Genomic DNA, 23479 nt, shown 5'->3' with positions numbered 1-23479 from the left:
CCCATGTCGCACTACCCCTATATGCTTGCCCCCCTTGATCTGGGCTTTACCACCTTGAAAAACCGCGTGCTGATGGGGTCTATGCATACCGGCCTTGAAGAACGCGGCGACTGGAACCGTGTTGCGGAATATTACGCCATCCGCGCGCGCGGTGGCGTGGCGCTGATGGTCACGGGCGGCATGGCCCCCAACCCTGAAGGGGGCGTCTTTCCGGGGGCTGCGGGACTGTATACCGCGCAGGACATCGCCAATCACCGTCTGGTCACAGACCGTGTGCATGATGCAGGCGGCAAGATTGCCATGCAGATATTACATGCAGGGCGTTATGCCTACGGGCCTGACTGCGTGGCCCCGTCGCCTGTCAAATCCCCGATTTCGCCCTTCAAGCCAGCGGAGTTGGATGAGGACGGGATCGAAAAGCAGATCGCCGATATGGTGACCGCCGCGATGCGCGCGCGTGAAGCGGGCTATGACGGGGTCGAGGTGATGGGGTCGGAAGGGTATTTCATCAACCAGTTCCTGTGCGCGGCCACCAACCACCGCACCGACCGCTGGGGCGGCAGCTATGACAACCGCATGCGACTGGCGGTCGAGATTGTGCGCCGTGTGCGCGCGGCAGTGGGGCCTGATTTCATACTGATCTACCGGATATCGCTGATTGATCTGGTGCCAAACGGGCAGACATTTGACGAAGTGACACGCCTTGCACAAGCCATTGAAGCCGCAGGTGCCACGATCCTGAACACGGGCATCGGCTGGCATGAAGCACGCGTGCCCACGATTGCCACATCGGTGCCGCGCGCGGGCTGGGCATGGGTCACGCGCAAGCTGATGGGCAAGGTGGGCATTCCGCTGGTCACATCAAACCGGATCAACACGCCCGATGTGGCCGAGCACCTGCTGGCAGGGGGCGCGGCGGATATGGTGTCCATGGCGCGCCCGTTTCTGGCCGATCCCGACTTCGTGGCCAAGGCGGGCGCCGGACGCGCCGCCCAGATTGCGCCGTGCATTGCGTGCAATCAGGCCTGTCTGGACCACACGTTTCAGGGCAAGGTGTCCACCTGTCTGGTCAATCCGCGCGCCTGCCATGAAACCGAACTGACCTATGACCAGACCACCACACCCAGAAATGTGGCTGTCGTGGGTGCAGGGCCTGCGGGGCTGATGGCGGCACTGGTGGCGGCAGGGCGCGGGCATAGTGTCACCTTGTTTGAAGCGGATGGTCAAATTGGCGGGCAGTTGAACATGGCCCGCCAGATCCCCGGCAAGGAAGAATTTCACGGGCTGGTCGACTGGTTCACAACCAGTGTGGCACAATCGCAAATCAAGCTGCGGCTGAACACAAGCGCCACACCTGAATTACTGGACGGGTTCGACGATGTGGTGATTGCAACAGGTGTCATCCCGCGCGATCCGCAGATTGACGGGCAGGATGCGGCCCATGTGCTGCGCTATACCGATGTGCTGCGCGACAAGGCGCAGGTGGGCGCGCGCGCGGTTGTGGTGGGCGCAGGCGGCGTGGGGTTCGATGTCGCCGAATACCTGAGCCATGACGGCGAAAGCACAACTGAAAATCTGGCCCTTTGGCAGCGCGAATGGGGCGTGGGCGACCCGTCGGATGCCCCCGGCGGGCTGGCCCCGGATGGCCCGCACCCCCAACCATCCGCAAGGTCAGTGACACTGGTGCAGCGCAAGGCGGCCAAGCCCGGCAAGGGGCTGGGCAAAACCACGGGCTGGATACACCGCGCCAGTCTGGCGGCCAAAGGCGTGCGCATGCTGGGCGGCATGGAATACCGGCGCATCACGGCAGAAGGGCTGGTGATTGCGCGCGACGGGGAGGAAGAAACGCTGCCCGCAGATACAGTTATTTTGTGCACAGGGCAGGAGCCGTTGCGTATGCTTGCCGATGCCCTGATCGCGACCGGCAAAACCGTGCATGTGATCGGTGGCGCGGATGTGGCGGCCGAGCTGGATGCAAAGCGCGCAATCGATCAAGGCGCGCGACTGGCCGCAACGCTGTAACCCGCGCCCATATGGCCCACCCGCCCGACCCACGCCGCGCAGCATAACTGCGCGGCTTGCCATATGGGCGCGGTGCCACGCATTCCGCTGCCCGATTGCGCGCATCAGCGCGCGCAAACATGCCACGCAACGTGAATGGACAAATGCACCCCTTCTGCTAATGTTTACGAAACTGAAGGAGTCTTGCATTGGCCCTACCCCTTGCCCCCATCGCCGCAGTCGCTGTGAAATACGGTGCCCTTGCCCTTGCAGGCTACGCACTGGCCCGACAGGTCCGGCCCGGCAATACCGCCCAGCCTGTCGAAGATGCCATGGACACCCTGCCCGAAGGACTATGCATCACACGCCCGCGCGACCGCGACCAACTGAACAGCACGGCGCGCATACGCCGAATCATCAGGCTGGGGCATGACGGCCGCGGCGTGGAACTGGATACCGCGTTTCTGGCGCGCATCAAGCTGCGGTGGGTCTGAATGACACTGACGCTATATTACAGCCCGACATCACCTTACGCCCGCAAAGTCATGGTGCTGGCGCATGAAGCTGGCATAGCCGCCGACATCGACATTATAACGGGATCAGGCACGCCACTGGATGCCGGTCAGGCGCCGGTTGCACATAATCCGCTGGGCAAGGTGCCGACACTGGCGCGCCCCGATGGCCCCGCGATTTATGACAGCCGCGTCATTTGCGCCTATCTGGACCAGTTCGCCCAATCGGGGCTGTATCCGGGTGGCGCGCGGCACTGGGATGCCCTGACGCTGGAGGCCACGGCAGACGGTATTCTGGATGCCGCACTGGCCATGGTTTATGAATCCCGCCTGCGACCGGAAGACATACGCTTCGCCCCGTTTGTCGAAGGGCAATGGCTGAAAATCGCGCGCAGCCTTGATATGCTGGAAGCGCGCTGGATCAGCTATCTTGCGGGGCCGGTTTGCATCGGGCAGATCGCGACAGCCTGCGCGTTATCCTATCTGGACCTGCGCCATAACGCGCGCAACTGGCGTGATGGACACCCCACACTGGCGACATGGCATCTGAAATTTGCCCAACGCGACAGCATGCGGGCCACCGAGCCACCGGCCTGAATGCAGCCCTGGTTGCGCGGCGTTGTGATGTTCCGGGCTGCCCGCGACAGGGTTATGTCGATTACGGTTGCGCTCACAGTGTGGCATCTGAACCAGAATTACCGGAAAAACCACTCCCCTGCGACACCATTGCCCGCTTTCGCGGCTGGACGGGCTATGGATTCCCCGCTAAATACCAAACGCATAGGGCTGCGGCGATGTCGTGGCCGGATGATTATTTGCAGCCCTCGTACCCATTGAAAAGGGAGAATGCTTGTGTCCCACGCTGATGACAACGAAAGCACCCGTAGGGATTTCATCTATTACGCCACAGCAGGTGCAGGCGTTGTAACAGTTGGCGCAGCTGTCTGGCCACTGGTAAACCAGATGAACCCTTCGGCTGATGTTCAGGCACTTTCATCGATTTTCGTCGATGTGGGCGGTCTGGAACCTGGCGGCCAGATCACCGTAAACTTTCTTGGCAAGCCGGTGTTTATCCGTCGCCGCACCGAAACCGAAATCGAAGAGGGCCGCGCCGTCACGCTGGACGATTTGTCCATTGACCGCGCATCGCAAAACCCCAACAAGCCCGGCACCGATGCGCTGGACGAAAACCGCACCATGGACGATGCGGGCGAATGGCTCGTGATGACAGGCGTGTGCACCCATCTGGGCTGTGTGCCGCTGGGCAATGGCGCGGGCGACTTCAATGGTTGGTTCTGCCCCTGCCACGGGTCGCATTATGACACGGCAGGCCGTATCCGCCGTGGTCCTGCCCCCGAAAACCTGCACATTCCGCCTGCGTCGTTCGTTGACGACACGACAATCCAGCTCGGCTAAGGGAGGAAACACCTATGTCTGGTATTCCACACGATCATTACGAGCCGAAGACGAACGCTGAAAAGTGGATTCATCGCAGGCTACCCATTGTCGGACTGATTTCTGATACAATCATGATCCCGACCCCCAAAAACCTGAACTGGATGTGGATCTGGGGCATCGTCCTGATGTTCTGCCTGATCCTGCAAATCGTGACCGGCATTGTGCTGGTGATGCATTACACCCCGCATGCAGACATGGCATTCGCCAGTGTCGAGCATATCATGCGCAACGTGAATGGCGGCTATATGCTGCGCTATCTGCACCAGAACGGCGCGATGCTGTTCTTTGCGGCGGTATATATCCATATTTTCCGTGGCCTGTATTACGGCAGCTACAAATCTCCGCGTGAAATCACATGGATTATCGGCATGTTGATCTACCTGCTGATGATGGCAACTGCGTTCATGGGCTATGTGCTGCCATGGGGCCAGATGTCCTTTTGGGGTGCAACTGTGATCACCGGCCTGTTCGGGGCTATCCCCGGCATTGGTGAAGCGCTGCAGACATGGCTGCTGGGTGGACCTGCTGTCGGCAATGCAACGCTGACGCGCTTCTTCTCGCTGCATTATCTGCTGCCCTTTGTTATTCTGGGCCTGTCGATCCTGCACATCTGGGCCTTCCATACCACCGGCAACAACAACCCGACCGGTGTTGATGTGCGCCGCACATCGAAGGAAGAAGCCGCGAAAGATACCCTGCCCTTCTGGCCCTATTTCGTCATCAAGGACCTGTTCGCGCTGGTGTTGATTCTGGCTGGCTTCTGGGCGCTTGTAGGCTTCATGCCGGGCTTCCTTGGCCATGCTGACAACTATATCGAGGCAAACCCGCTGGTCACGCCGTCGCATATTGTGCCGGAATGGTATTTCCTGCCCTTCTACGCCATTTTGCGGGCCTTCACATCCGATGTGTGGGTGGTGATAGCTGTCAACTGGTTGTCATTTGGCATCATTGATGCGTCCTTCTTCGGGGTTTTGGCAATGTTTGCTGCGATCTTCGTGATGGCGCTGGTGCCTTGGCTGGACACATCATCGGTGCGTTCGGGCCGGTATCGCCCGATGTTCAAATGGTGGTTCTGGCTGCTGGTGGTCGATTTCTTTGTCCTGATGTGGGCAGGGGCTATGCCAGCCGAAGGGATTTATACCAATATCGCGCTGATCGGCACGGCATACTGGTTTGCATACTTTCTGATCATCCTGCCTATTCTTGGCGTGATCGAGAAACCCTTGCCACAGCCCGAAACCATCGAGGCCGATTTCAAGGCCAGCCTGAAAAAGAAATCTGGTGGTTCTGGCCCCTCGCCCGAACAAATCCCGGCCGAGTGAGATAAGGAAACAGGAGAGATATGATGTTTAAGAAACTCGCTGCTTCCGCCCTCATGGCAGCTACTTTGGCAGCAACCCCGGCCTTTTCGGCCGGGGGACTTGGCGAAATAACGGATTACAGCTTCTCGTTTGAAGGGCCGTTTGGCGTTTACGACCGTAACCAGCTTCAGCGCGGCCTTCAGGTCTATACGGAAGTATGCTCCAGCTGCCACGGGCTTGAATTCGTTGCGTTCCGCACACTAAGCGACAACAACGGGCCGGAATTGCCCGATGACCAGATGCGCGCCTATGCCGAGATGTTCGAGATCTGGGACCCGGAACTGCGCGACTGGCGCACCGCCGCCGGACCGGACCATTTCCCCGAATCGCAATTCGAAGGGGCGCCCGACCTTAGCCTGATGGCGAAGGCGCGTGTCGGCTTTGAGGGGCCGTATGGTCTGGGCCTGAACCAGCTTTTCCGTGGACTGGGCGGGGCAGAATATATTGCCTCTTTCCTGACGGGTTACACGGATGAAGAAGACTTTCAGGCAGGTGCGTTGTTCTACTACAACAAAGCCTATGATGGTTGGGTGTCGATGGCCCCCGTATTGTTCGATGACATGATCGATTACGCAGACGGGACTCCGGCCACCGAAGAACAGATGGCGCAGGACGTTGCGGCATTCCTGATGTGGACCGCAGAACCGAAGCTTGTTGAACGCAAGCGCGCCGGTTTTGTCGGCGTGATCTTCCTGTCGGTTCTGGCCGCATTGCTGTATCTGACCAACAAGCAGCTTTGGGCACCGATCAAGCGGGCTGCAAAGCAAGACTAAGATCAACACCCTTATGTTGTTCGACAGGAAGCGCGCCGCCCCCGGCGCGCTTCTTCTTTTGCGCTTTTCAATTCATCGCGCAGATTGTAGCCCTTGACCCCAAGTTCACATGTGAAAGAAATCCCGATGTCGGACAATCTGCGCGGCGCTGTTCTGATGTCCCTTGCCATGGCAGGGTTCGCATTGGAGGATATGTTCATCAAGCTGCTGGCTGATGCACTGCCTGTCGGGCAGATCCTGCTGATTCTGGGGGCTGGTGGTGCAGTCGCCTTCGGGGCCGTCGCCCGTAGCAAGGGCCAGCAGCTGCTGTCGCCTGCCCTGCTTACGCCGGCGCTGCTGTTGCGCAATGCGGCCGAACTTGTGGGCACAGTGGGGTTTGTATTGTCGTTCGTGCTGGCCAGTCTGGCCACAGCGTCAGCTATATTGCAGGCAGCACCGCTGTTTGTGACACTTGGTGCCGTGCTGTTTCTGGGCGAAAAGGTGGGCTGGCGGCGCTGGACAGCCATTGCGTTGGGCTTTTTCGGGGTCATGCTGATCGTGCGGCCGGGCATGGCGGGGTTTGAACCCGCATCGCTGTTCGCTGTTGTCGGCGTCATCGGGCTGGCGGGGCGCGATCTTGCAACGCGGGTTATCCCGGCTGCGGTTTCCAGCTATCAGATTTCATCCTGGGCATTCGCAATGATGGTGCCCGCCGGATTCTTTCTGATGGTTGTCATGGAAGGTGCTGCGGTCATGCCCACATTCATGCAATTGCTGTCGCTAACCGCGGCTCTGGGGATTGGCGTGTTGGCCTATTATGCCCTTGTGGCTGCGATGCGTGTTGGCGAATTGTCCTTCATCACGCCCTTCCGGTATACCCGCATGCTGTTTGCATTGATTGTCGCTGTTCTGGTATTCGGGGAACGCCCCGACGGGCTGACACTGATCGGCGCGACAGTCATTGTTGCGGCGGGCATGTTCACACTGTGGCGCGAAACGAAAGTGACCTAGAACTTGTCATGATCTGCCGCTATACGGGGGCGAAAGCGTTTTCAGCGAATAGGGGCAGAACATGAGCACGATTATAGACATCATTGGCCGCGAGATACTGGACAGCCGGGGCAACCCCACTGTCGAAGTGGACGTTATCCTTGAAGATGGCACCATGGGCCGCGCGGCGGTGCCTTCGGGCGCGTCAACCGGCGCACATGAAGCCGTAGAGCGGCGCGACGGCGACAAGTCGCGCTACATGGGCAAGGGCGTTCTGGACGCGGTGGCCGCAGTGAATGGCGAATTGGCCGAAGCACTGGTTGGTTTTGACGCAACCGAACAAGTGGCGATTGACGCCGCGATGCTGGAACTTGACGGCACCCCGAACAAGGCCCGACTGGGCGCGAATGCCATTCTGGGCGTGTCGCTGGCTGTGGCCAAGGCCGCCGCGGATTATACCGGCCAGCCGCTGTTTCGCTATGTCGGCGGGACATCCGCGCGCACATTGCCGGTGCCCATGATGAATATCATCAACGGGGGCGAGCATGCGGACAACCCGATCGACATTCAGGAATTCATGATCATGCCGGTGTCCGCGACAAACATTCGCGACGCCGTGCGCATGGGCGCCGAGGTGTTCCACACCCTGAAAAAAGAACTGTCCGCCGCAGGCCTGTCCACAGGTATTGGTGATGAGGGCGGTTTTGCACCGAACCTGTCATCCACCCGCGATGCGCTGGATTTCATTCTGAAATCCATTGAAAAAGCAGGCTACAAACCCGGCGAGGATATCTGCCTTGCGCTGGATTGCGCGGCCACCGAATACTTCAAGGGCGGCAAATATGAAATGGTGGGCGAAGGCAAATCACTGACCCCCGCCGAAAATGTTGACTATCTGGCAGCACTTGTCGCCGATTACCCCATCATCAGCATCGAAGATGGTTGTTCAGAAGATGATTGGGACGGGTGGAAACTGCTGACCGACAAACTGGGCGGGACCGTGCAACTGGTGGGCGATGATCTGTTTGTAACCAACCCCACACGACTTGCCGAAGGCATTGAAAAAGGCTGCGGCAATTCGCTGTTGGTCAAGGTCAACCAGATCGGCACACTGACAGAAACACTTGCAGCCGTCGATATGGCGCACCGTGCGCGGATGACCTGCGTGATGTCGCACCGGTCCGGCGAGACAGAAGACGCAACCATTGCCGATCTGGCCGTCGCCACGAATTGCGGGCAGATCAAGACCGGATCGCTGGCGCGTTCCGACCGGCTGGCGAAATATAACCAGTTGATCCGCATTGAAGAAATGCTTGGCGAAACTGCCGTCTTCGCGGGCCGCAGCATCCTGCGCTGACCTAACGCCTGTCCCGCAGCAGATCAGCCCCGGATGCTGGTCTGCTGCGCCTGTTTGGCCTCGGGTTAGCCGCTACCACCACCCGACCCTTAACCATGCTTTAAGAATTACTGCGTTTTAACAAAGTATTAAAACTTATCCTCTAATGTAGATATTCAGAACTTTGTCCGGAAATCATACATTTGGAGGGGAAGATGCCAGTTCTTCCAGCAGTACCCACAAGTGGACCAATCGCGCCGGGGCACCGTGAACCATTGGGCCAGCTTATGCAGCCACACCCGTCGCGTGGGGTGGCCGCAACAGGGACGAACATAACCGCATCAGCGGTTCAGCAAGCCCAGGCGCTGACAAAGGCTGACCTTGCCGCCCCCCGCCCCGTGCTTCATCCGCATGACAAGCGCCATCGCCTTGTCGGCCCGCCACCATCATTCGAGGTGAATGTGATCCAGCACCTGCGCGAAAGCCTGACGGCGGCACCAATCAGTCCTGACGACAATGATACCAGCACACGGCCGCCTGAAACGGTTGGGGGAAAAGGCCCTTATGGTGCCTATAGTGTTCTTTCTGAATTGCCCGTTTCCCCCGATAATGCCCCGGAAACGCATGTGAATATCAGCCTGTAGCTTTCGGCCTACATCTTTGCAACTTGCAAAATTCATGTCTGAAACGTAATATTCGCCGACGACAACGCGCGGATTCTTCTTATGATTTCATTCAGTTGGTTGGGGCGTCCTTCAGGGCACTGGATTGCCCTGTGATGGATTGTGTCTCCACCGTGGTTATTGACACATCCATTGTGGTAATTCTGGTAATCCTGCTGGGGCTGGCAATCATGACATACATGGTAGCCAGACAACCGCATTTTTCCGGCCAGGGATTTTGCATTGGTACGCATGTCGCAATGCTGGGCTGGCTGGCGTCCGCCATTCTGGAAATGTCGGCAACCAATGAACACTGTAAAATTGCATTCGCACTTTTGGCATGGCCGTCCATCGCGGCATTACCCACGGTTTGGGCTTTCTTCCTGCATGCATACGCGTTCGGGCGGGACAAGAAACTGGCGCGTTGGGAATGGGCGGCGCTGGTTGGCGGCCCATTTATCGTGGCCATCATGGCGTTCAGCAACCCATGGCATGAATTGCTATATGGTCCTGAAACAACCATGCTGGAAATTGATGGCCGCTTGTCGGTGCAGTATCAGCATGGACCGCTTTTCTATGTGGCGGCCGGATACCTGTATTTGTTCCTGATCGCGGCAATCGGTGTCGGAATTTCAGGAATGTGGCTTGCCAATCGCGCGTATCGAGGACATTTTGCGGTCCTTATCGCAATAACGGCGTTCCCTATTGCCGGAAACCTTGCCTATATTTTTGGTGGGGTGACAATATTGGGCTTTGACCCGACACCTTTCATGTTTGCGTTGGTGCTGTTCCTGTTCACCTGGATGATGACCGTAACGCGCCCTTTCGACCTGTCAACAATCGGGCGCGATCTGCTGTTTTTCACCACGCGCGACCCCACGATAATGATAGACATAGACGGCTGCGTAATGACAACCAACACAGCCGCACGCATGGTATTTGCCAAGGCAAACATTCATCTTGCGCGCGGCAAACCCTTGCCAGCACAATCTCCGGTCACCCCATTGCTGCGCTCTGCCGTCGGGAATAAAGCCCCCCCACAGCCGACCCGTCTGACAATTCTGGACCGCACATATGTGGCGCAAATACTGGCGGTGAACCGCCCGCTTGCGCGCAAAACGCAGCTTATGGGATGGTTGATCTCATTGACGGACATTAGCAATGTCCTGACCTTGCAAGATGAACTGCAAGGCGAACGTGATTTTCTGGCGCGGGTTCTTGAAACCGACCTGTCAGGGATGCTGGCGTTTGGATATGACGGGCGCATTGTGTTCGCCAATGCCGAAGCAGAACGCTTGCTGGGTGTCGAACCGGGTGGCTGCATCAGCCGGCGATATGATGAACCAAGCTGGGGAATTAGGGCGCTGGACGGTAGCGACATACGCCCGCAAGACCTGCCAATCGCCCAAATTCTTGACAGTGAAATGTCCTTGCGCGATGTGCGCCTGTCAATTCTTCGGCCGGATGGCGAACGGCGCGCGATATCGCTGAATGCAACGCCGTTGCGCATTGCGGGAAATCCGGCACGGGCAGTGTGTTCGATTGTGGACATTACAGACCAGCTCGCGACAGAAGCCGCTTTGCGCGATGCGGTTATCCACGCCGAGGCCGCGAATGCCGCCAAATCGGTTTTTCTGGCGAATATGAGCCATGAGATACGCACCCCGTTGACGGGTGTGCTGGGCATGGCAGATCTGCTGGCCGAGACAGAGTTGACGCCAGAACAGAAGCCCATGGTTGAAACAATTCGCAACTCCGGCTGGGGATTGCTGTCGCTTATCAATGACATTCTGGATCTGGCCCGCGTCGAGGCTGGAAAACTGACACTTGACCCGCGCCCCTTCCGGCTGAACACGCTTATGCAGCAGTTGGAATCCCTTCATATCGCGTCTGCGCACGCGAAAGGGATTGAATTTGGTGTGACATGTCAGGGCGAGGGCGGGATGCAGCGTATGGGTGACATCACCCGCGTGATGCAGATCATGCAAAACCTGATCGGAAATGCCCTGAAGTTTACGGAAGAAGGGCGGGTCACGGTGCAGTTCGATGCGACAAACCCGGAATTCGTTGATTTCATTGTCAGCGATACCGGCATTGGCATGACACAAGAACAATCGATCCGTGTCTTCGACGAATTCGAGCAAGCCGAATCCGGCACTGCGCGCCGCTTTGGTGGAACGGGGCTTGGGTTGTCGATTGTCCGGCGGCTTGTGGACATGATGCACGGAACCATCACAGTGAAAACCGCGCCGGGCGAAGGCACCGAAATCGCCTTTCGGCTGAAGCTTCCGGTTCTTCAGGGAATCAGCGCGGAAGATTTCGTTCCGGCGCAATCCGGCGGCGAAACGGAATTTGACACGGACAAACTGATCGGATGCAAAGTGCTGGTCGCAGATGACACGCCGACCAACCGGATGGTGATGCAGATTATGCTAAAGCAACTGGGGGTCGAAGCTTTCCTTGCCGAAAACGGGCTTCAAGCCTGCAAACTTTGGCAAGAGCAGGAGTTTGATCTGATCATTCTGGATATCTCCATGCCTGTGATGGATGGCATGGAAGCACTGAACACCATTCTGCGCGAAGCCGAAGAAACTGGCCGCGCCAAACCGCGCGCCATCGCGGCCACGGCCAACGTCATGAAAGAACAGACCGCAAGCTATCTTGCTGCCGGTTTCATAGACATACTACCAAAACCGATCAACAAACAGAAACTGGCCCGCGCCCTGTCCAACGCGCTGAACTAAGACCAAGCCCACGATGTCGCCTTGCGGGCGGCCCAATCCGGTGCCTGACAGCGATACGCCCTAAACGAGGCGCGACACATCGACCGCGGCGCGCACGAAATCGGCGAATAGCGGGTGGGGATCAAACGGTTTTGATTTCAGTTCAGGGTGGAACTGGACCCCGATAAACCAGGGGTGGCCTTCATGCTCGACAATCTCGGGCAGTTTTCCGTCTGGTGACAGGCCTGAAAATGTCAGGCCGACACCTTCCAGAGCAGCGCGGAATTGCGTGTCCACTTCATAGCGGTGACGGTGGCGTTCCTCGATGCGGGTTGCCCCATAGATACGGGCAACGTTGGACCCTTCTTTCAGATGCGCGGTATAGGCCCCCAAGCGCATGGTGCCGCCCTTGTCATCGCCCAGCTTGCGTTCAACCTTGTGGTTGCCCTGCACCCATTCCTTCAGGTGATAGACAACAGGGGTAAAGCGCTTCTTGCCCGCTTCATGGTCGAATTCTTCGGACCCTGCATCTGGTATGCCTGCCAGATTGCGCGCGGCTTCGATACAGGCCATCTGCATGCCCAGACAGATGCCAAAATAGGGAATCTTCTTTTCACGGGCATAGGTGGCGGCGCGAATTTTGCCTTCGGTGCCGCGTTCGCCAAACCCGCCGGGCACCAGAATCGCATGAAACCGCTCCAGCGCGGGGCCGGGGTCCTTGCTGTCAAACACCTCGGCGTCGATCCATTCGACCTGCACCTTCACGCGGTTGGCTATCCCACCATGAATCAGCGCTTCCTTGATGGATTTATACGCATCTTCCAGCTGGACATATTTGCCAACAATGGCGATTCGCACTTCGCCTTCGGGGTTTTGCAAGCGGTCCAGCACATCTTCCCATCGGTCCAGATTGGGGCGCGGCGCAGGCGTTATGCCAAACGCATCCAGAACCGCCTGATCAAGCCCGGCACGGTGATAGGCCAGCGGCGCTTCATAAATGGATTTCAGGTCATAGGCGGGAATGACGGCTTCGGGGCGAACATTGCAAAACAGGGCAATTTTCTGGCGTTCCTTTTCCGGGATCGGCTGTTCAGACCGGCACACCAGCACATCAGGCGCAATCCCGATGGATTGCAGTTCCTTGACCGAATGCTGCGTTGGTTTGGTTTTCAATTCCCCGCTGGCCGTCAGATAGGGCAACAATGTCAGATGCATGAAAATGCACTGTCCGCGCGGGCGTTCATGGCTGAACTGGCGGATGGCTTCAAAAAACGGCAGCCCTTCGATATCACCCACGGTGCCGCCGATTTCGCACAGCATGAAATCAACCTCATCCTCGCCCACGGCAAGGAAGTCCTTAATCTCGTTGGTGACATGGGGAATGACCTGAATGGTCTTGCCCAGATAATCGCCACGGCGTTCCTTTTCCAGCACGTTGGAATAGATGCGCCCCGATGACACCGAATCGGTGCGCCGCGCGGCAACACCAGTGAACCGTTCATAATGCCCAAGGTCCAGATCGGTTTCTGCGCCATCATCGGTGACAAACACTTCGCCGTGTTCAAACGGGGACATGGTGCCGGGATCGACGTTCAGATAGGGGTCCAGCTTGCGCAATCGCACGGTAAATCCCCGCGCCTGCAACAAGGCACCCAGCGCGGCGGATGCCAAGCCTTTGCCAAGGCTGGAAACAACACCACCTGTTACGAAAATATAGCGTGCCATGGTCGAAACGACCCCCCGTGATCATGTATTTCGGCGGATGCGGGGCTTGCAAAAACCCCAAGTATCACGGGGTTCAAGCCATAGCCCAAATCGCCCGCGACTACAAGCCAGCCGCTAGATAAGGGCGCAGAAAAAACACGCCCCGCAATAATTTGTGGTTTTGCCTTAGTCTGCGGCCGGCGGGGCCAGCGTATCATCAGCAGCCGGCGGTGGCAGCAAGCTGTCGGTCGCAGGCAATGTGGGCACGCTGGAACTGGACGGCGTCGGAACACCCAAACGGTCCAGAACGGACACACTTGCAGATTGTTGCGCGGCAATGACCGTCAGTGTCAGCGATGTCGCAATGAACGCGATTGCCAGACCCCATGTCAGTTTTGCCATTGCTGTCAGCGGCGGACGGCCTGCCTGCGGGCTGCCATCACCACCACCAATACCCAAACCACCCCCTTCGGAGCGCTGCACCAGCACCACGCCAATCAGCGTCAGCGCCAGTAAAAGATGGACAATCAGCACGACATTTTGCATCAGGAACAACCCGCTTTTTCTGTTCTCGCCTACTTAGGCGCTTGGGCCATTGCCCGCAACCCCTGTTTCCCGCACTGCGCGGACGGGTGCGCATGTTATTTCGGGTTTCACAGTGCGCAGCGAAGCGTTATGACGGGCGGCGGTTTGCAAGTCAAAGGGGACCATTCATGGCCAATGTCGTGGTAGTCGGCGCCCAATGGGGTGACGAAGGTAAAGGCAAGATCGTCGACTGGCTGTCGGAACGTGCCGATGTGGTGGCGCGGTTTCAGGGCGGTCATAATGCCGGGCACACGCTGGTTGTTGATGGCAAGGTCTACAAGTTGCATGCGCTGCCTTCGGGCGTGGTGCGTGGCGGCAAATTGTCGGTCATCGGCAACGGTGTCGTGCTGGACCCCTGGCACCTGCTGCAAGAAATTGAAACAATCCGCGCCCAAGGGGTGGACATCAGCCCCGACACGCTGATGATTGCCGAAAACACGCCCCTGATCCTGCCATTTCATGGCGAGCTGGACCGCGCGCGCGAAACGCAGAATTCTGTGGCCAAAATCGGCACAACGGGGCGCGGCATTGGCCCCTGCTATGAAGACAAGGTCGGGCGGCGGGCGATCCGTGTCGCGGATCTGGCAGATGACGCAACATTGCAGATGCGCGTGGACCGCGCGCTTGTTCACCATAATGCGCTGCGGTCCGGGCTGGGGCTGGAACCGATCGACCGCGCGGCGCTTGTCGAACAATTGCGCGAAATAGCACCCCGCATTCTTGAATTCGCCGCACCCGTCTGGAAAGTGTTGAATGACAAGCGCAAGGCGGGAAAACGCATTCTGTTTGAAGGGGCGCAAGGCGCGTTGCTGGATGTCGATTTCGGCACCTATCCTTTTGTCACCTCATCCAATGTCATTGCAGGACAGGCCGCAACCGGCGTCGGCGTCGGCCCCGGTGCAATTGATTTTGTGCTGGGCATTGTCAAAGCCTATACCACCCGCGTTGGCGAAGGCCCCTTCCCGACCGAGCTGGATGATGCAGATGGCCAGCGTCTGGGCGAGCGGGGCCGCGAATTCGGCACCACCACAGGTCGCAAGCGCCGCTGTGGCTGGTTCGATGCCTGCCTGCTGCGCCAGACCTGTGCAACCAGTGGCGTGAACGGCATAGCCCTGACCAAGCTGGATGTGCTGGACGGGTTTGAGGTGCTGAAAATCTGCATTGGCTATGAACTGGACGGCCAGCGGCTGGATTACCTGCCAACAGCCGCCGATGCACAAGCCCGCTGCGTGCCCGTCTATGAAGAAATGCCGGGCTGGAGCGAATCCACCGAAGGGGCACGACGCTGGGCAGACTTGCCCGCGAATGCCATAAAATATGTGCGCCGCGTGGAAGAGTTGATTGATTGCCCTGTCGCACTACTTTCAACCTCACCTGAACGCGATGACACAATCCTAGTAACGGACCCGTTTGCAGACTGATGACATTATCTTGGAAAGCCAGAAGACGTTGGGCGCTTTTTGCGCTGGTGGTGGCACTGCCGCTATACATAGTCGTGACCGTCAATGTGATTGAACTGTTTGACCGCCCGCCCTTTCTTGTGGAACTGGCCATTTATATTGCACTTGGCATTGTATGGGCCTTTCCTTTGAAACGGCTGTTCAAAGGGGTGGGCCAGCCTGATCCGGATGCGCCGAAGGAATAAGGCAGCCATCAAACCTGTGTGTTGAATATGCAAAAGGCCCCGAAACCATGTTCGGGGCCTTTTGCTGTGCTGCGCCAGTGGATCAGTTTGTGGCGTATTGGCGCGCAGGTGCGTCATATTCGGAACTGGGCGACAGTTTGAACATACCAGTTTCAGCACGCTCAAGGCGCTCCTCGCGCAGAACGGTTCCGAACCCGCGCAGCATATCTTCACGGGAAACAGTCTTGCCATCATTATAGGCAAGAACATACTTGATAAGATCCGTGCGCGAAAACTCTGCCTGACCCTGAATATGGGTGATATAGGCAGCGGCGGCCTCGATCTGTTCATCCAGAAGCCATGCATCAACATCATCCGCAAATTTCTTGAACGCCGCGATTGTGTCTGGTGTTGCGGTTTTCAACGGTGCCGATGGTGCCTGTGCGTCCAGCGATACCTCAACGCGGCGCGGGCGCACACGCTGGGCGGCAGGTTCGGGGTCAACCCGTTGTTCGGACACCAGAACCAAAGGCGCGCGTGGTGCGGCGCCACGTTCTGCACGCCGGGTTCCGATTGCGGCAGGGCGGCGCGGACGCGGGCGCGCGGCGCCCTTGTCCGCATCGCTGGCAGGCGCGGCTGCATCTGTAACCGGCTGCTGTTCCACATCATCAGGGTCTTGCGCCACTTCAGGCGCGCTTTCGACCACCGGTTCTACGGGGTCCACAGGCGCGGGGGTGGGCGCAGGGTCATTTGCAGGAACGCTTTGCGGGGCAATATCCGCTTCGGCACCGGCCACAGAATCTGTTTCCTGCGTATCTTCCGCAGATGCGCGTTTGCCTGTCGTGCGTGACAAGGCCAGTTCATGCGGATCAGGCATGCCGATATCTTCGCGGTATCGGTCGATTTCACGGGCTTCTGCGATATCACGGCGGCGTGGACCCGTTGCTTCTTCTTCTGCGCGGGTTGCCGTCACTGCAAGGCTAAGATGCTCGAACGCTTCGCGCCTGCGGCGCGACCCGGTTTCGTTCAGTTGGCTTTGGGCTTTCGCCATCAACCGATCAGCGGTATTTTCGGTGTTTTCTGCCAGCGCATTCTGGCGCGCTTTCATGAAGTTGGGGTGCTTCAGCACGATCTCTTGTTCGATCTCGGCCAGTTCCTGCACAAGGCCCTGTTCATCTGCGCGGGCAAGGCCGGTATTGCCCAGAACATTGCGAATTTGCGTGCGCAACTGCTCGATTGAAGCGCGCTCTACCTCGGCCTCGGCGCGTTGATCCAGGGCCTGTTGCAGTTCGGTGTCGAAATCATCGTCATCATATTCGGCGAATTCATCGCTTTCGATCCGGGCTGCTTGCGGCGCTTCATGGTCCGAAAATACGTTCGCACTTTCAGCGGCGGGCGCAGTGTCATCTTCAAAATCGTCATCGTCGTCGAAATCATCGAACGTGTCGGTTTCTACGTCATCCGCATCCTCATCCAGAAACTCCTCAAAGGCATCTTCATCTTGCTGTGCGGCGGGGGGCGTCTCTTCGGGGCAGTCATCTTCATCGAACATGCCGGTATCATCACCGAACTCGGCCGATTGGGGCGGGGTGCGCAGATCAGCCGCCGGACGCATGTCATCAAAGCCATCCATGTCGTCATCATCGAAATCAAATTCCGACAACAGCAGACGCGCGGCATCCTGCGTATCTTTGGTGACAACGGGATCAGCGGACTGTTCGTGCAGCGCGGGTGGCATATCATCAGCCATGCCTGCTTCAGACGCATCGTCGGAATCCGGTGTGTCGTCTTCGTCTTGTTGCTGCGCCAGAAACTGGCGAATCTCATCCTCTCCCGATATCTGTGCGGGGGCGGCGGGCGGCGCGTGATCAGGCTGTGCGGCACCCAGCGCAGGGCGCGCCTTGTCTTGCCCTTCTGCAAGGGCAACTGCGGCGCGAATGCGCGCCAGTTTGTTACTGATTTCTGTGATCTCTGTGATTTCGCCCGCCGATACAGGTTCAGGCGCGGGCGGTGGTGGGGGCGGTGACGCTGGCGCACGGGCAGGTGTCGGCGACAGATCTGCGGTCAGGGAACTTAGCGCAACAGAGGTCGGCATCGCAGTAGACGCTGCGGCAAACCCCATTTCCAGTGGGGTGGTGGCGGCTGCTTTCTGTGCTTCGGGGCGCAGGACAATGCCGTTATCCTGCACATGCGATTCGACACGCCGCTGAATTTGACGTTCGGCGATACGGTGCAGCATGTCTGCATCCGGTGTCGGCGGCTCCGCACCAAAATAACGGTCATCTGCGGCCAGATCGCGGAAATACTCCGCAATCGCCTTCATCGTGCCAAAAGGTTCTTCGAATCCTTCCAGCGTGCACGAGAAGGTTCCATAGGAAACTGTCAGTATTCTGTTCGGGCCTACCATAACGACGCTCGCTTTTTACCTAATACACTGGCAAACTCGCGCAGCACATGAGCGATTACATGGTCGGACTAGGGTAATTTGGTGATCGGATTATGGCCAATTCCCGCAAGCCCGCCATATTTAAGAAAGTTAGCAAAGTGTCCGTCCTTGTCCATTCTGAATATGGCGTCACACTGGTCGGCGGGGCCGATTTCGCGACCACGGATCTGCAAGATGCCCTGTCATTGGCACCGTGTCTGGTGGCTGCGGACGGTGGCGCCAATATGTTGGCTGATGCGGGGCATTCCCCACAGGCCATCATTGGCGATATTGATTCCCTGCGCAGCGATCTGCGGCACCGGATGCACGACAAAATCCACAAGATAGACGAGCAGGACAGCACGGATTTCGACAAATGCCTGACCCGAATCGACGCGCCGTTTGTGTTGGCATTGGGGTTTTCAGGGTCGCGGCTGGACCACACGCTGGCGGCAATGTCATCACTTGTGCGGTTCGGGTCGTCACGCGTGGTGCTGGTGGCAGAACACGACATCTGCTTTGTCGCGCCCCCACATCTGACATTGGACACCACCAAGGGGCAACGCGTATCGCTGTTTCCCATGGGCCAATGTGCTGGGCGTTCAACGGGATTGTTCTGGCCCATTGACGGGCTGGATTTCACACCGTCGGGGGTGATTGGCACATCCAACATAGCCGTTACAACGCAGGCAACGCTTGCATTTGACAGCCCCCGCATGCTGGTTTTGCTGCCACATGCGCAGTTGCGCAGCACAATCGCGGCCTTGATGGCAAGTCCCGACTGGCAGGGCTGACTGGGCTGACGGGCAGGCCGCGCGGCTACAGCAACGCGCCCAAAGCCACGCCCACCCCCACCAGCCCCGCGCCAAGCGCCGTCCATAAAAACGGGTTTGGTCCGCGTGCAGGCTGTGCTGGTTTGTCACTATTGGCCTGCGCGATCAGCGCATCTTCCACCAGACGCGGCAGGCGCGGACCAAAGCGCGACAGAATCTTTGCCGTCAGCACCAGATCACGCACCACCGCCTGCGGCCCGATATGGTCACGAATATATTCTTCGACCACAGGTTTTGCGACATGCCACATGTTGATTTCGGGGTTCAGCGACCGCGCCACCCCTTCAACCACAACCATGGTGCGTTGCAGCAATATCAATTCGGTGCGGGTTTCCATGCCAAATCGTTCGGTCACATCGAACAGATAGGCCAGCAGCCGTGCCATGGAAATATGCTGCGCATCCATGCCGAAAATGGGTTCCCCCACGGACCGCAACGCGCGCGCGAATTCATCAATATCGCGGTCAGCGGGGACATAGCCTGCCTCGAAATGCACTTCGGCCACGCGGCGGTAATCCTTGCGGATGAACCCGAACAGGATTTCGGCATAGGCACGCCTGCTATAGGTGTCGATCCGGCCCATGATGCCGAAATCCAGCGCGATAATCTCTCCCGTGGCTGTTACCTTCAGGTTGCCCTGATGCATGTCGCCGTGAAAGAATCCGTCACGCAACGCATGGCGCAAAAACAGGCTAAGGATGCGCACACCCAGTTCACGCCGGTCCAGACCCAGCGCATCCAGTGCCGCATTGTCCCCCAGCGGCACCCCTTCGGCCCAGTCCAGTGTCATGACGCGGCGCGACGAATACGCCCAAACGGGCTGCGGCACGCTGAAGCCCGCATCATCAGCGGTATTCGCGCCAAATTCCGCCGCCGAGGCCGATTCAAGCCGCAAATCAAGTTCGCCTTCGACCACGCTTTCGAAATGGGCAATCACATCCAGCGGGCGCAAACGGCGGGTGGACGGCAACAGCCGTTCAATCATGCCCGCAGCAAAATAGAAGGCATCAATATCGGTGCGAAACGCGCGTTCCACCCCCGGACGCAGCACCTTGATGGCCACTTTCGCGCCGGTGCTGACCAAACGCGCGGAATGAACCTGCGCGATGGATGCCGCCGCAACGGGTTCGGACAGATCGGTGAATATGGTGTCAACAGGCGCTTCCAGATCCGCGGCAATGACCTGCATGGCCTGCGCGCGCGGAAAGGGTGGCAGTTGATCCTGCAAGTAGCGCAACTGTTCGGCCAGATCGGGGCCGACCACATCGGGGCGTGTGGCCAGCGTCTGGCCGAACTTGATATAGGCCGGACCAAGTGCGGTAAGGGCGCGCACCAGCGGCGGCTGTGCAGGGTCGCCCTTCAAGCCCAGAAACCGGAACGGCCAGCCCATGACACGCGCGGCAAAACGCAGGCGCGGGGGGGCATTCATCGCCTCCAGCACCACCTGCATGGCACCTGTGCGTTCAAAGGTGGCCCCCGTGCGCACAAGGCGCCAGAAATTATGCGGCCCGCGCATGACTAAATTTTCCAGCCGGAATGCAGGGCGGCAATGCCCATGGACAGATTACGGTATTTCACCTGTTCAAACCCTGCATCTGCGATCATGGCGGCAAACCGGTCCTGATCGGGGAATTTCCGAATTGATTCGACCAGATACTGGTAACTGTCGCGGTCATTCGCCACGATCTGTCCCATAACGGGAATCACATTGAACGAATACAGATCATAGAGCTTCTGCAACCCCTCATTGGGCAGCTGGCTGAACTCCAGCACCATCAACCGCCCCCCCGGACGCAGCACGCGATATGCGTCGCGCAGCGCATCTTCAATGTGGGTGACATTGCGAATACCAAAGCTGATTGTATAGACATCAAAGCTGTTGTCGGGAAATGGCAGGGCCATCGCATCGCCCACGGTCCAGTCCAGCGCATGGGACAGGTTTTCGGCCTCGGCGCGTTTTTGCCCCTCGATCAACATGGATTCGGTCAGGTCCAGCACCGTTGCGCGCGCGCCATCACCCGCTCGCCCCAGAAACCGGAACGCCACATCCCCCGTGCCGCCCGCCACATCCAGCAGGCGCTGGCCGGGGCGCGGGGCCAGCCAATCCATCATCGCATCTTTCCAGACACGGTGAATGCCCATCGACATCAGGTCATTCATGACATCATATTTCGACGCAACACGTGTAAAGACGCCATGCACCATGCCGGCTTTCTGATCTTCGTCCACGGTCTGGAACCCGAAATGCGTGGTCTTGTCGTCCTGCGTCATGCGTCTTGCCCCTTGACTGCCCCTTGTCGGGGAACTGCTACACTCCTTATAGGGGATTGGGGGGGCGTGACAATGCGACCCTACGACCAGCCTTGGGGGGAATGATGCCCGAACTGCCCGAAGTGGAAACCGTGCGCCGTGGCCTGCTGCCAGCAATGGAAGGGGTGCGCATTGCCCGCGCAGAGTTGCGCCGCGACGGGCTGCGCTGGCCCTTTCCGCCGGATATGGGCACAAGGCTGGATGGGGCGCGTGTTCTGGCATTGCGCCGCCGGTCAAAATACCTGCTGCTGGACATGGACAGCGGGGACACACTGATCATCCATCTGGGCATGTCGGGGCGTATGGTTGTGTCAGGGCTGCGCGGCAGCCATGCACCGGGGCAATTCCATTTCGACCACCCGCCCGTCGAAAAGCATGACCATGTGATATTTCACTTGGAAAATGGCGCGCGCATCACATTCAACGACCCGCGCCGCTTCGGGGCGATGGACCTGTGCACCACCCAGACGCTGGACCAACACAAACTTGTCGCAGGCCTTGGCCCTGAACCCCTGGGCAATGATTTCAGCGCGCCTTATCTGGCAGATCGCCTGAAAGGGCGCAAAATGCCGATCAAATCCGCATTGCTGGACCAGCGTATCATCGCCGGACTGGGCAATATCTATGTGTGCGAAGCCCTGTTTCGCGCGGGCATCAGCCCGACCCGCGCGGCAGGGCGTATCAGCATGGCGCGCATCGAATCACTGACCACTGCGATTCGGGCAACCTTGCGCGATGCGATCGATGCGGGGGGATCATCGCTGCGCGATTACCGGCAGGCCGATGGTGAACTGGGCTATTTCCAGCATGCTTTTCGCGTCTATGGCCGCGAGCACGCTGCCTGTATGACACCGGACTGCAAGGGAAATATCCGCAGGATCGTGCAATCAGGGCGGTCCAGCTTCTATTGTGCGCTGTGTCAAAGATGACTTGAACCCCAATGCCAAGCTGTTATGCCAAGATGCTGATTGCAACAAACAAGGTGCCGCCTCATGGCCTATGAAACGCTGATCGTCGATATTTCTGACCATATCGCACTGATCCGGCTGAACCGCCCCGAAGCCCTGAACGCGCTTAACTCCACGCTGCTAAGCGAACTTGCCAAGGCCCTGACCGAAGCCGACCGTAACGACAAGGTGCGCTGCATCGTGCTGACAGGGTCCGAAAAAGCATTCGCCGCAGGTGCGGACATCAAGGAAATGGCGGACAAGGGCTTCGTGGATATGTTCCAGGAAGATTTCTTTGCCCCCGAAACAGACGCCATGCTGCGCGTGCGCAAACCCATCATCGCAGCCGTGTCCGGCTATGCGCTAGGGGGGGGCTGCGAACTGGCGATGATGTGCGATTTCATTATCGCATCCGATACCGCCAAATTCGGCCAGCCCGAAATCAACCTTGGCGTCGTTGCAGGCATTGGCGGCACACAGCGCCTGACGCGCTTTGTGGGCAAATCCAAAGCCATGGACATGCATCTGACCGGCCGCTTCATGGATGCGGACGAAGCTGAACGTTCAGGCCTTGTCAGCCGCGTTGTGCCCGTCAAGAAGCTGATGGATGAAACCATGGCCGCCGCCGCCAAGATCGCCGAGAAAAGTCAGATCACCGTCAAGGTCGTCAAGGAAGCGGTCAACCGCAGCTATGAAACCACCTTGCGCGAAGGCTTGCTGTTTGAACGCCGCGTCTTTCACATGCTGTTCAGCACCGAAGACCAGAAGGAAGGCATGTCTGCCTTTCAGGAAAAGCGCACCGCGCAATTCCGGGACCGCTGAACTTTCAGCTTTCCTTTTGGTGCGCGCTGGACTATATCGCCCGACACATGCGCGTGGGCCCGCTTAAGGCAAGAAATGTCACCTGTTCCTGGAACGGGTCGGGTCTGTGGTGCAATAGAATTGAAACAGACCCGAAAGTAGACCCGCTATGGCAAACACACCCCAGTCTAAAAAACGCGCTCGTCAGGTTGAACAGCGTACCGAAATCAACAAAGCGCGTCGTTCGCGCATTCGTTCATATCTGCGCAAGGTAGAAGAAGCGATTGCGTCCGGCGATCAGGCAGTCGCGGCCGCCGCATTGCAGGCAGCGCAACCCGAACTGATGCGCGGCGTGACAAAAGGCGTTTTGCACAAAAACACCGCGTCCCGCAAAATGTCGCGACTGGCATCGCGCGTAAAAGCCCTTGGCGCCTGAAGACCGGCGCACCACAGCT

At 58.4% G+C, this 23479-nt stretch carries 21 protein-coding genes; 16 read left to right on the top strand and 5 right to left on the bottom strand.

The genetic code is table 11. The features are described 5' to 3' along the window. Nucleotides 1-3 precede the first annotated feature (3 nt). The 10 genes from P8S53_RS03330 (at nt 4) to P8S53_RS03285 (ending at nt 11816) form a co-directional block, all read left to right on the top strand. Nucleotides 4-2022, top strand: a complete 2019-nt coding sequence (locus tag P8S53_RS03330) for an NADPH-dependent 2,4-dienoyl-CoA reductase (protein ID WP_277805749.1) — start codon at nt 4-6, stop codon at nt 2020-2022. 188 nt (nt 2023-2210) lie between these two features. Beyond that, a complete protein-coding gene (locus P8S53_RS03325; RefSeq protein ID WP_277805748.1) occupies nt 2211-2495 on the top strand; it encodes a hypothetical protein in 285 nt (94 codons plus the stop codon). Between the two features lie 6 nt (nt 2496-2501). Beyond that, nucleotides 2502-3110 (top strand): glutathione S-transferase, encoded by a 609-nt coding sequence (locus P8S53_RS03320; RefSeq protein WP_306417867.1) that lies wholly within the window; start codon nt 2502-2504, stop codon nt 3108-3110. A gap of 255 nt (nt 3111-3365) precedes the next feature. Continuing rightward, complete coding sequence (gene petA, locus P8S53_RS03315) at nt 3366-3929, top strand: ubiquinol-cytochrome c reductase iron-sulfur subunit (protein ID WP_306417866.1); 564 nt, start codon at nt 3366-3368, stop codon at nt 3927-3929. Between the two features lie 14 nt (nt 3930-3943). Next, a complete protein-coding gene (locus P8S53_RS03310) occupies nt 3944-5293 on the top strand; it encodes a cytochrome b N-terminal domain-containing protein (protein ID WP_277805745.1) in 1350 nt (449 codons plus the stop codon). Nucleotides 5294-5316: 23 nt separating this feature from the next. Further along, complete coding sequence (locus P8S53_RS03305; RefSeq protein WP_306417826.1) at nt 5317-6105, top strand: cytochrome c1; 789 nt, start codon at nt 5317-5319, stop codon at nt 6103-6105. A gap of 126 nt (nt 6106-6231) precedes the next feature. Continuing rightward, on the top strand, nt 6232-7095 hold the full coding sequence (locus P8S53_RS03300) for a DMT family transporter (RefSeq protein ID WP_277805743.1): 864 nt from the start codon (nt 6232-6234) through the stop codon (nt 7093-7095). A 61-nt stretch (nt 7096-7156) separates the two neighbouring features. After that, nucleotides 7157-8431 carry a phosphopyruvate hydratase gene (gene eno, locus P8S53_RS03295; RefSeq protein ID WP_277805742.1) on the top strand — a complete coding sequence of 425 codons (1275 nt, stop codon included), beginning with the start codon at nt 7157-7159 and terminating at the stop codon, nt 8429-8431. A 194-nt stretch (nt 8432-8625) separates the two neighbouring features. Then, nucleotides 8626-9054: a hypothetical protein gene (locus P8S53_RS03290; RefSeq protein ID WP_277805741.1), complete on the top strand. Its 429-nt coding sequence runs from the start codon at nt 8626-8628 to the stop codon at nt 9052-9054. Nucleotides 9055-9188: 134 nt separating this feature from the next. Continuing rightward, on the top strand, nt 9189-11816 hold the full coding sequence (locus P8S53_RS03285; RefSeq protein ID WP_277805740.1) for a histidine kinase N-terminal 7TM domain-containing protein: 2628 nt from the start codon (nt 9189-9191) through the stop codon (nt 11814-11816). A gap of 60 nt (nt 11817-11876) precedes the next feature. Here the strand turns inward: P8S53_RS03285 and P8S53_RS03280 are convergent, their stop codons facing one another. Next, the gene (locus P8S53_RS03280; RefSeq protein WP_277805739.1) at nt 11877-13520 is read right to left on the bottom strand and encodes a CTP synthase; all 1644 of its coding nucleotides are present in this window, start codon (nt 13518-13520) and stop codon (nt 11877-11879) included. 165 nt (nt 13521-13685) lie between these two features. Beyond that, nucleotides 13686-14045 (bottom strand): preprotein translocase subunit SecG, encoded by a 360-nt coding sequence (secG, locus tag P8S53_RS03275; RefSeq protein WP_277805738.1) that lies wholly within the window; start codon nt 14043-14045, stop codon nt 13686-13688. Nucleotides 14046-14212: 167 nt separating this feature from the next. Between secG and P8S53_RS03270 the strand changes: the two genes are divergently transcribed. Both P8S53_RS03270 and P8S53_RS03265 read left to right on the top strand, forming a co-directional pair. Further along, nucleotides 14213-15505, top strand: a complete 1293-nt coding sequence (locus P8S53_RS03270; RefSeq protein ID WP_277805737.1) for an adenylosuccinate synthase — start codon at nt 14213-14215, stop codon at nt 15503-15505. After that, nucleotides 15505-15729, top strand: a complete 225-nt coding sequence (locus P8S53_RS03265) for a DUF2842 domain-containing protein (RefSeq protein WP_277805736.1) — start codon at nt 15505-15507, stop codon at nt 15727-15729. The genes P8S53_RS03270 and P8S53_RS03265 overlap by 1 nt, the downstream gene beginning before the upstream one ends. 82 nt (nt 15730-15811) lie before the next feature. Here P8S53_RS03265 and P8S53_RS03260 read toward each other — a convergent pair whose 3' ends face one another. Beyond that, nucleotides 15812-18115 carry a hypothetical protein gene (locus tag P8S53_RS03260; protein ID WP_277805735.1) on the bottom strand — a complete coding sequence of 768 codons (2304 nt, stop codon included), beginning with the start codon at nt 18113-18115 and terminating at the stop codon, nt 15812-15814. A 137-nt stretch (nt 18116-18252) separates the two neighbouring features. Between P8S53_RS03260 and P8S53_RS03255 the strand changes: the two genes are divergently transcribed. Beyond that, on the top strand, nt 18253-18927 hold the full coding sequence (locus P8S53_RS03255; RefSeq protein ID WP_277805734.1) for a thiamine diphosphokinase: 675 nt from the start codon (nt 18253-18255) through the stop codon (nt 18925-18927). 25 nt (nt 18928-18952) lie between these two features. On the opposite strand, the gene ubiB is transcribed toward P8S53_RS03255, so the two are convergent. Both ubiB and ubiE read right to left on the bottom strand, forming a co-directional pair. After that, nucleotides 18953-20482: a 2-polyprenylphenol 6-hydroxylase gene (ubiB, locus tag P8S53_RS03250; protein ID WP_277805733.1), complete on the bottom strand. Its 1530-nt coding sequence runs from the start codon at nt 20480-20482 to the stop codon at nt 18953-18955. Nucleotides 20483-20484: 2 nt separating this feature from the next. Next, nucleotides 20485-21237 carry a bifunctional demethylmenaquinone methyltransferase/2-methoxy-6-polyprenyl-1,4-benzoquinol methylase UbiE gene (gene ubiE / locus P8S53_RS03245; protein ID WP_277805732.1) on the bottom strand — a complete coding sequence of 251 codons (753 nt, stop codon included), beginning with the start codon at nt 21235-21237 and terminating at the stop codon, nt 20485-20487. A 104-nt stretch (nt 21238-21341) separates the two neighbouring features. On the opposite strand from ubiE, the gene mutM reads away from it, so the two are divergent. From mutM to rpsT, 3 genes are all read left to right on the top strand, one after another. After that, nucleotides 21342-22205 carry a bifunctional DNA-formamidopyrimidine glycosylase/DNA-(apurinic or apyrimidinic site) lyase gene (gene mutM, locus P8S53_RS03240; RefSeq protein WP_306417865.1) on the top strand — a complete coding sequence of 288 codons (864 nt, stop codon included), beginning with the start codon at nt 21342-21344 and terminating at the stop codon, nt 22203-22205. Nucleotides 22206-22268: 63 nt separating this feature from the next. After that, entirely contained in the window at nt 22269-23045 is a 777-nt protein-coding gene (locus P8S53_RS03235; RefSeq protein WP_277805730.1) for an enoyl-CoA hydratase, read from the top strand. Between the two features lie 148 nt (nt 23046-23193). Then, on the top strand, nt 23194-23460 hold the full coding sequence (rpsT, locus tag P8S53_RS03230) for a 30S ribosomal protein S20 (protein WP_277805729.1): 267 nt from the start codon (nt 23194-23196) through the stop codon (nt 23458-23460). Nucleotides 23461-23479: the final 19 nt, after the last annotated feature.

Source organism: Roseinatronobacter sp. S2 (assembly GCF_029581395.1).
Taxonomy (GTDB): Bacteria; Pseudomonadota; Alphaproteobacteria; order Rhodobacterales; family Rhodobacteraceae; genus Roseinatronobacter.
Note: the sequence above shows the minus strand (reverse complement) of the source record. Positions and strands in the feature narration are given on the sequence as shown.

Coding starts and splice junctions, on each gene's coding strand:
- P8S53_RS03330 (WP_277805749.1), top strand. CDS start 4: ATGTCGCACTACCCCTATATGCTTGCCCCCCTTGATCTGGGCTTTACC.
- P8S53_RS03285 (WP_277805740.1), top strand. CDS start 9,189: ATGGATTGTGTCTCCACCGTGGTTATTGACACATCCATTGTGGTAATT.
- P8S53_RS03305 (WP_306417826.1), top strand. CDS start 5,317: ATGTTTAAGAAACTCGCTGCTTCCGCCCTCATGGCAGCTACTTTGGCA.
- P8S53_RS03265 (WP_277805736.1), top strand. CDS start 15,505: ATGACATTATCTTGGAAAGCCAGAAGACGTTGGGCGCTTTTTGCGCTG.
- P8S53_RS03270 (WP_277805737.1), top strand. CDS start 14,213: ATGGCCAATGTCGTGGTAGTCGGCGCCCAATGGGGTGACGAAGGTAAA.
- secG (WP_277805738.1), bottom strand. CDS start 14,045: ATGCAAAATGTCGTGCTGATTGTCCATCTTTTACTGGCGCTGACGCTG.
- P8S53_RS03300 (WP_277805743.1), top strand. CDS start 6,232: ATGTCGGACAATCTGCGCGGCGCTGTTCTGATGTCCCTTGCCATGGCA.
- P8S53_RS03280 (WP_277805739.1), bottom strand. CDS start 13,520: ATGGCACGCTATATTTTCGTAACAGGTGGTGTTGTTTCCAGCCTTGGC.
- P8S53_RS03260 (WP_277805735.1), bottom strand. CDS start 18,115: ATGGTAGGCCCGAACAGAATACTGACAGTTTCCTATGGAACCTTCTCG.
- P8S53_RS03235 (WP_277805730.1), top strand. CDS start 22,269: ATGGCCTATGAAACGCTGATCGTCGATATTTCTGACCATATCGCACTG.
- ubiE (WP_277805732.1), bottom strand. CDS start 21,237: ATGACGCAGGACGACAAGACCACGCATTTCGGGTTCCAGACCGTGGAC.
- rpsT (WP_277805729.1), top strand. CDS start 23,194: ATGGCAAACACACCCCAGTCTAAAAAACGCGCTCGTCAGGTTGAACAG.
- P8S53_RS03290 (WP_277805741.1), top strand. CDS start 8,626: ATGCCAGTTCTTCCAGCAGTACCCACAAGTGGACCAATCGCGCCGGGG.
- P8S53_RS03310 (WP_277805745.1), top strand. CDS start 3,944: ATGTCTGGTATTCCACACGATCATTACGAGCCGAAGACGAACGCTGAA.
- ubiB (WP_277805733.1), bottom strand. CDS start 20,482: ATGCGCGGGCCGCATAATTTCTGGCGCCTTGTGCGCACGGGGGCCACC.
- mutM (WP_306417865.1), top strand. CDS start 21,342: ATGCCCGAACTGCCCGAAGTGGAAACCGTGCGCCGTGGCCTGCTGCCA.
- eno (WP_277805742.1), top strand. CDS start 7,157: ATGAGCACGATTATAGACATCATTGGCCGCGAGATACTGGACAGCCGG.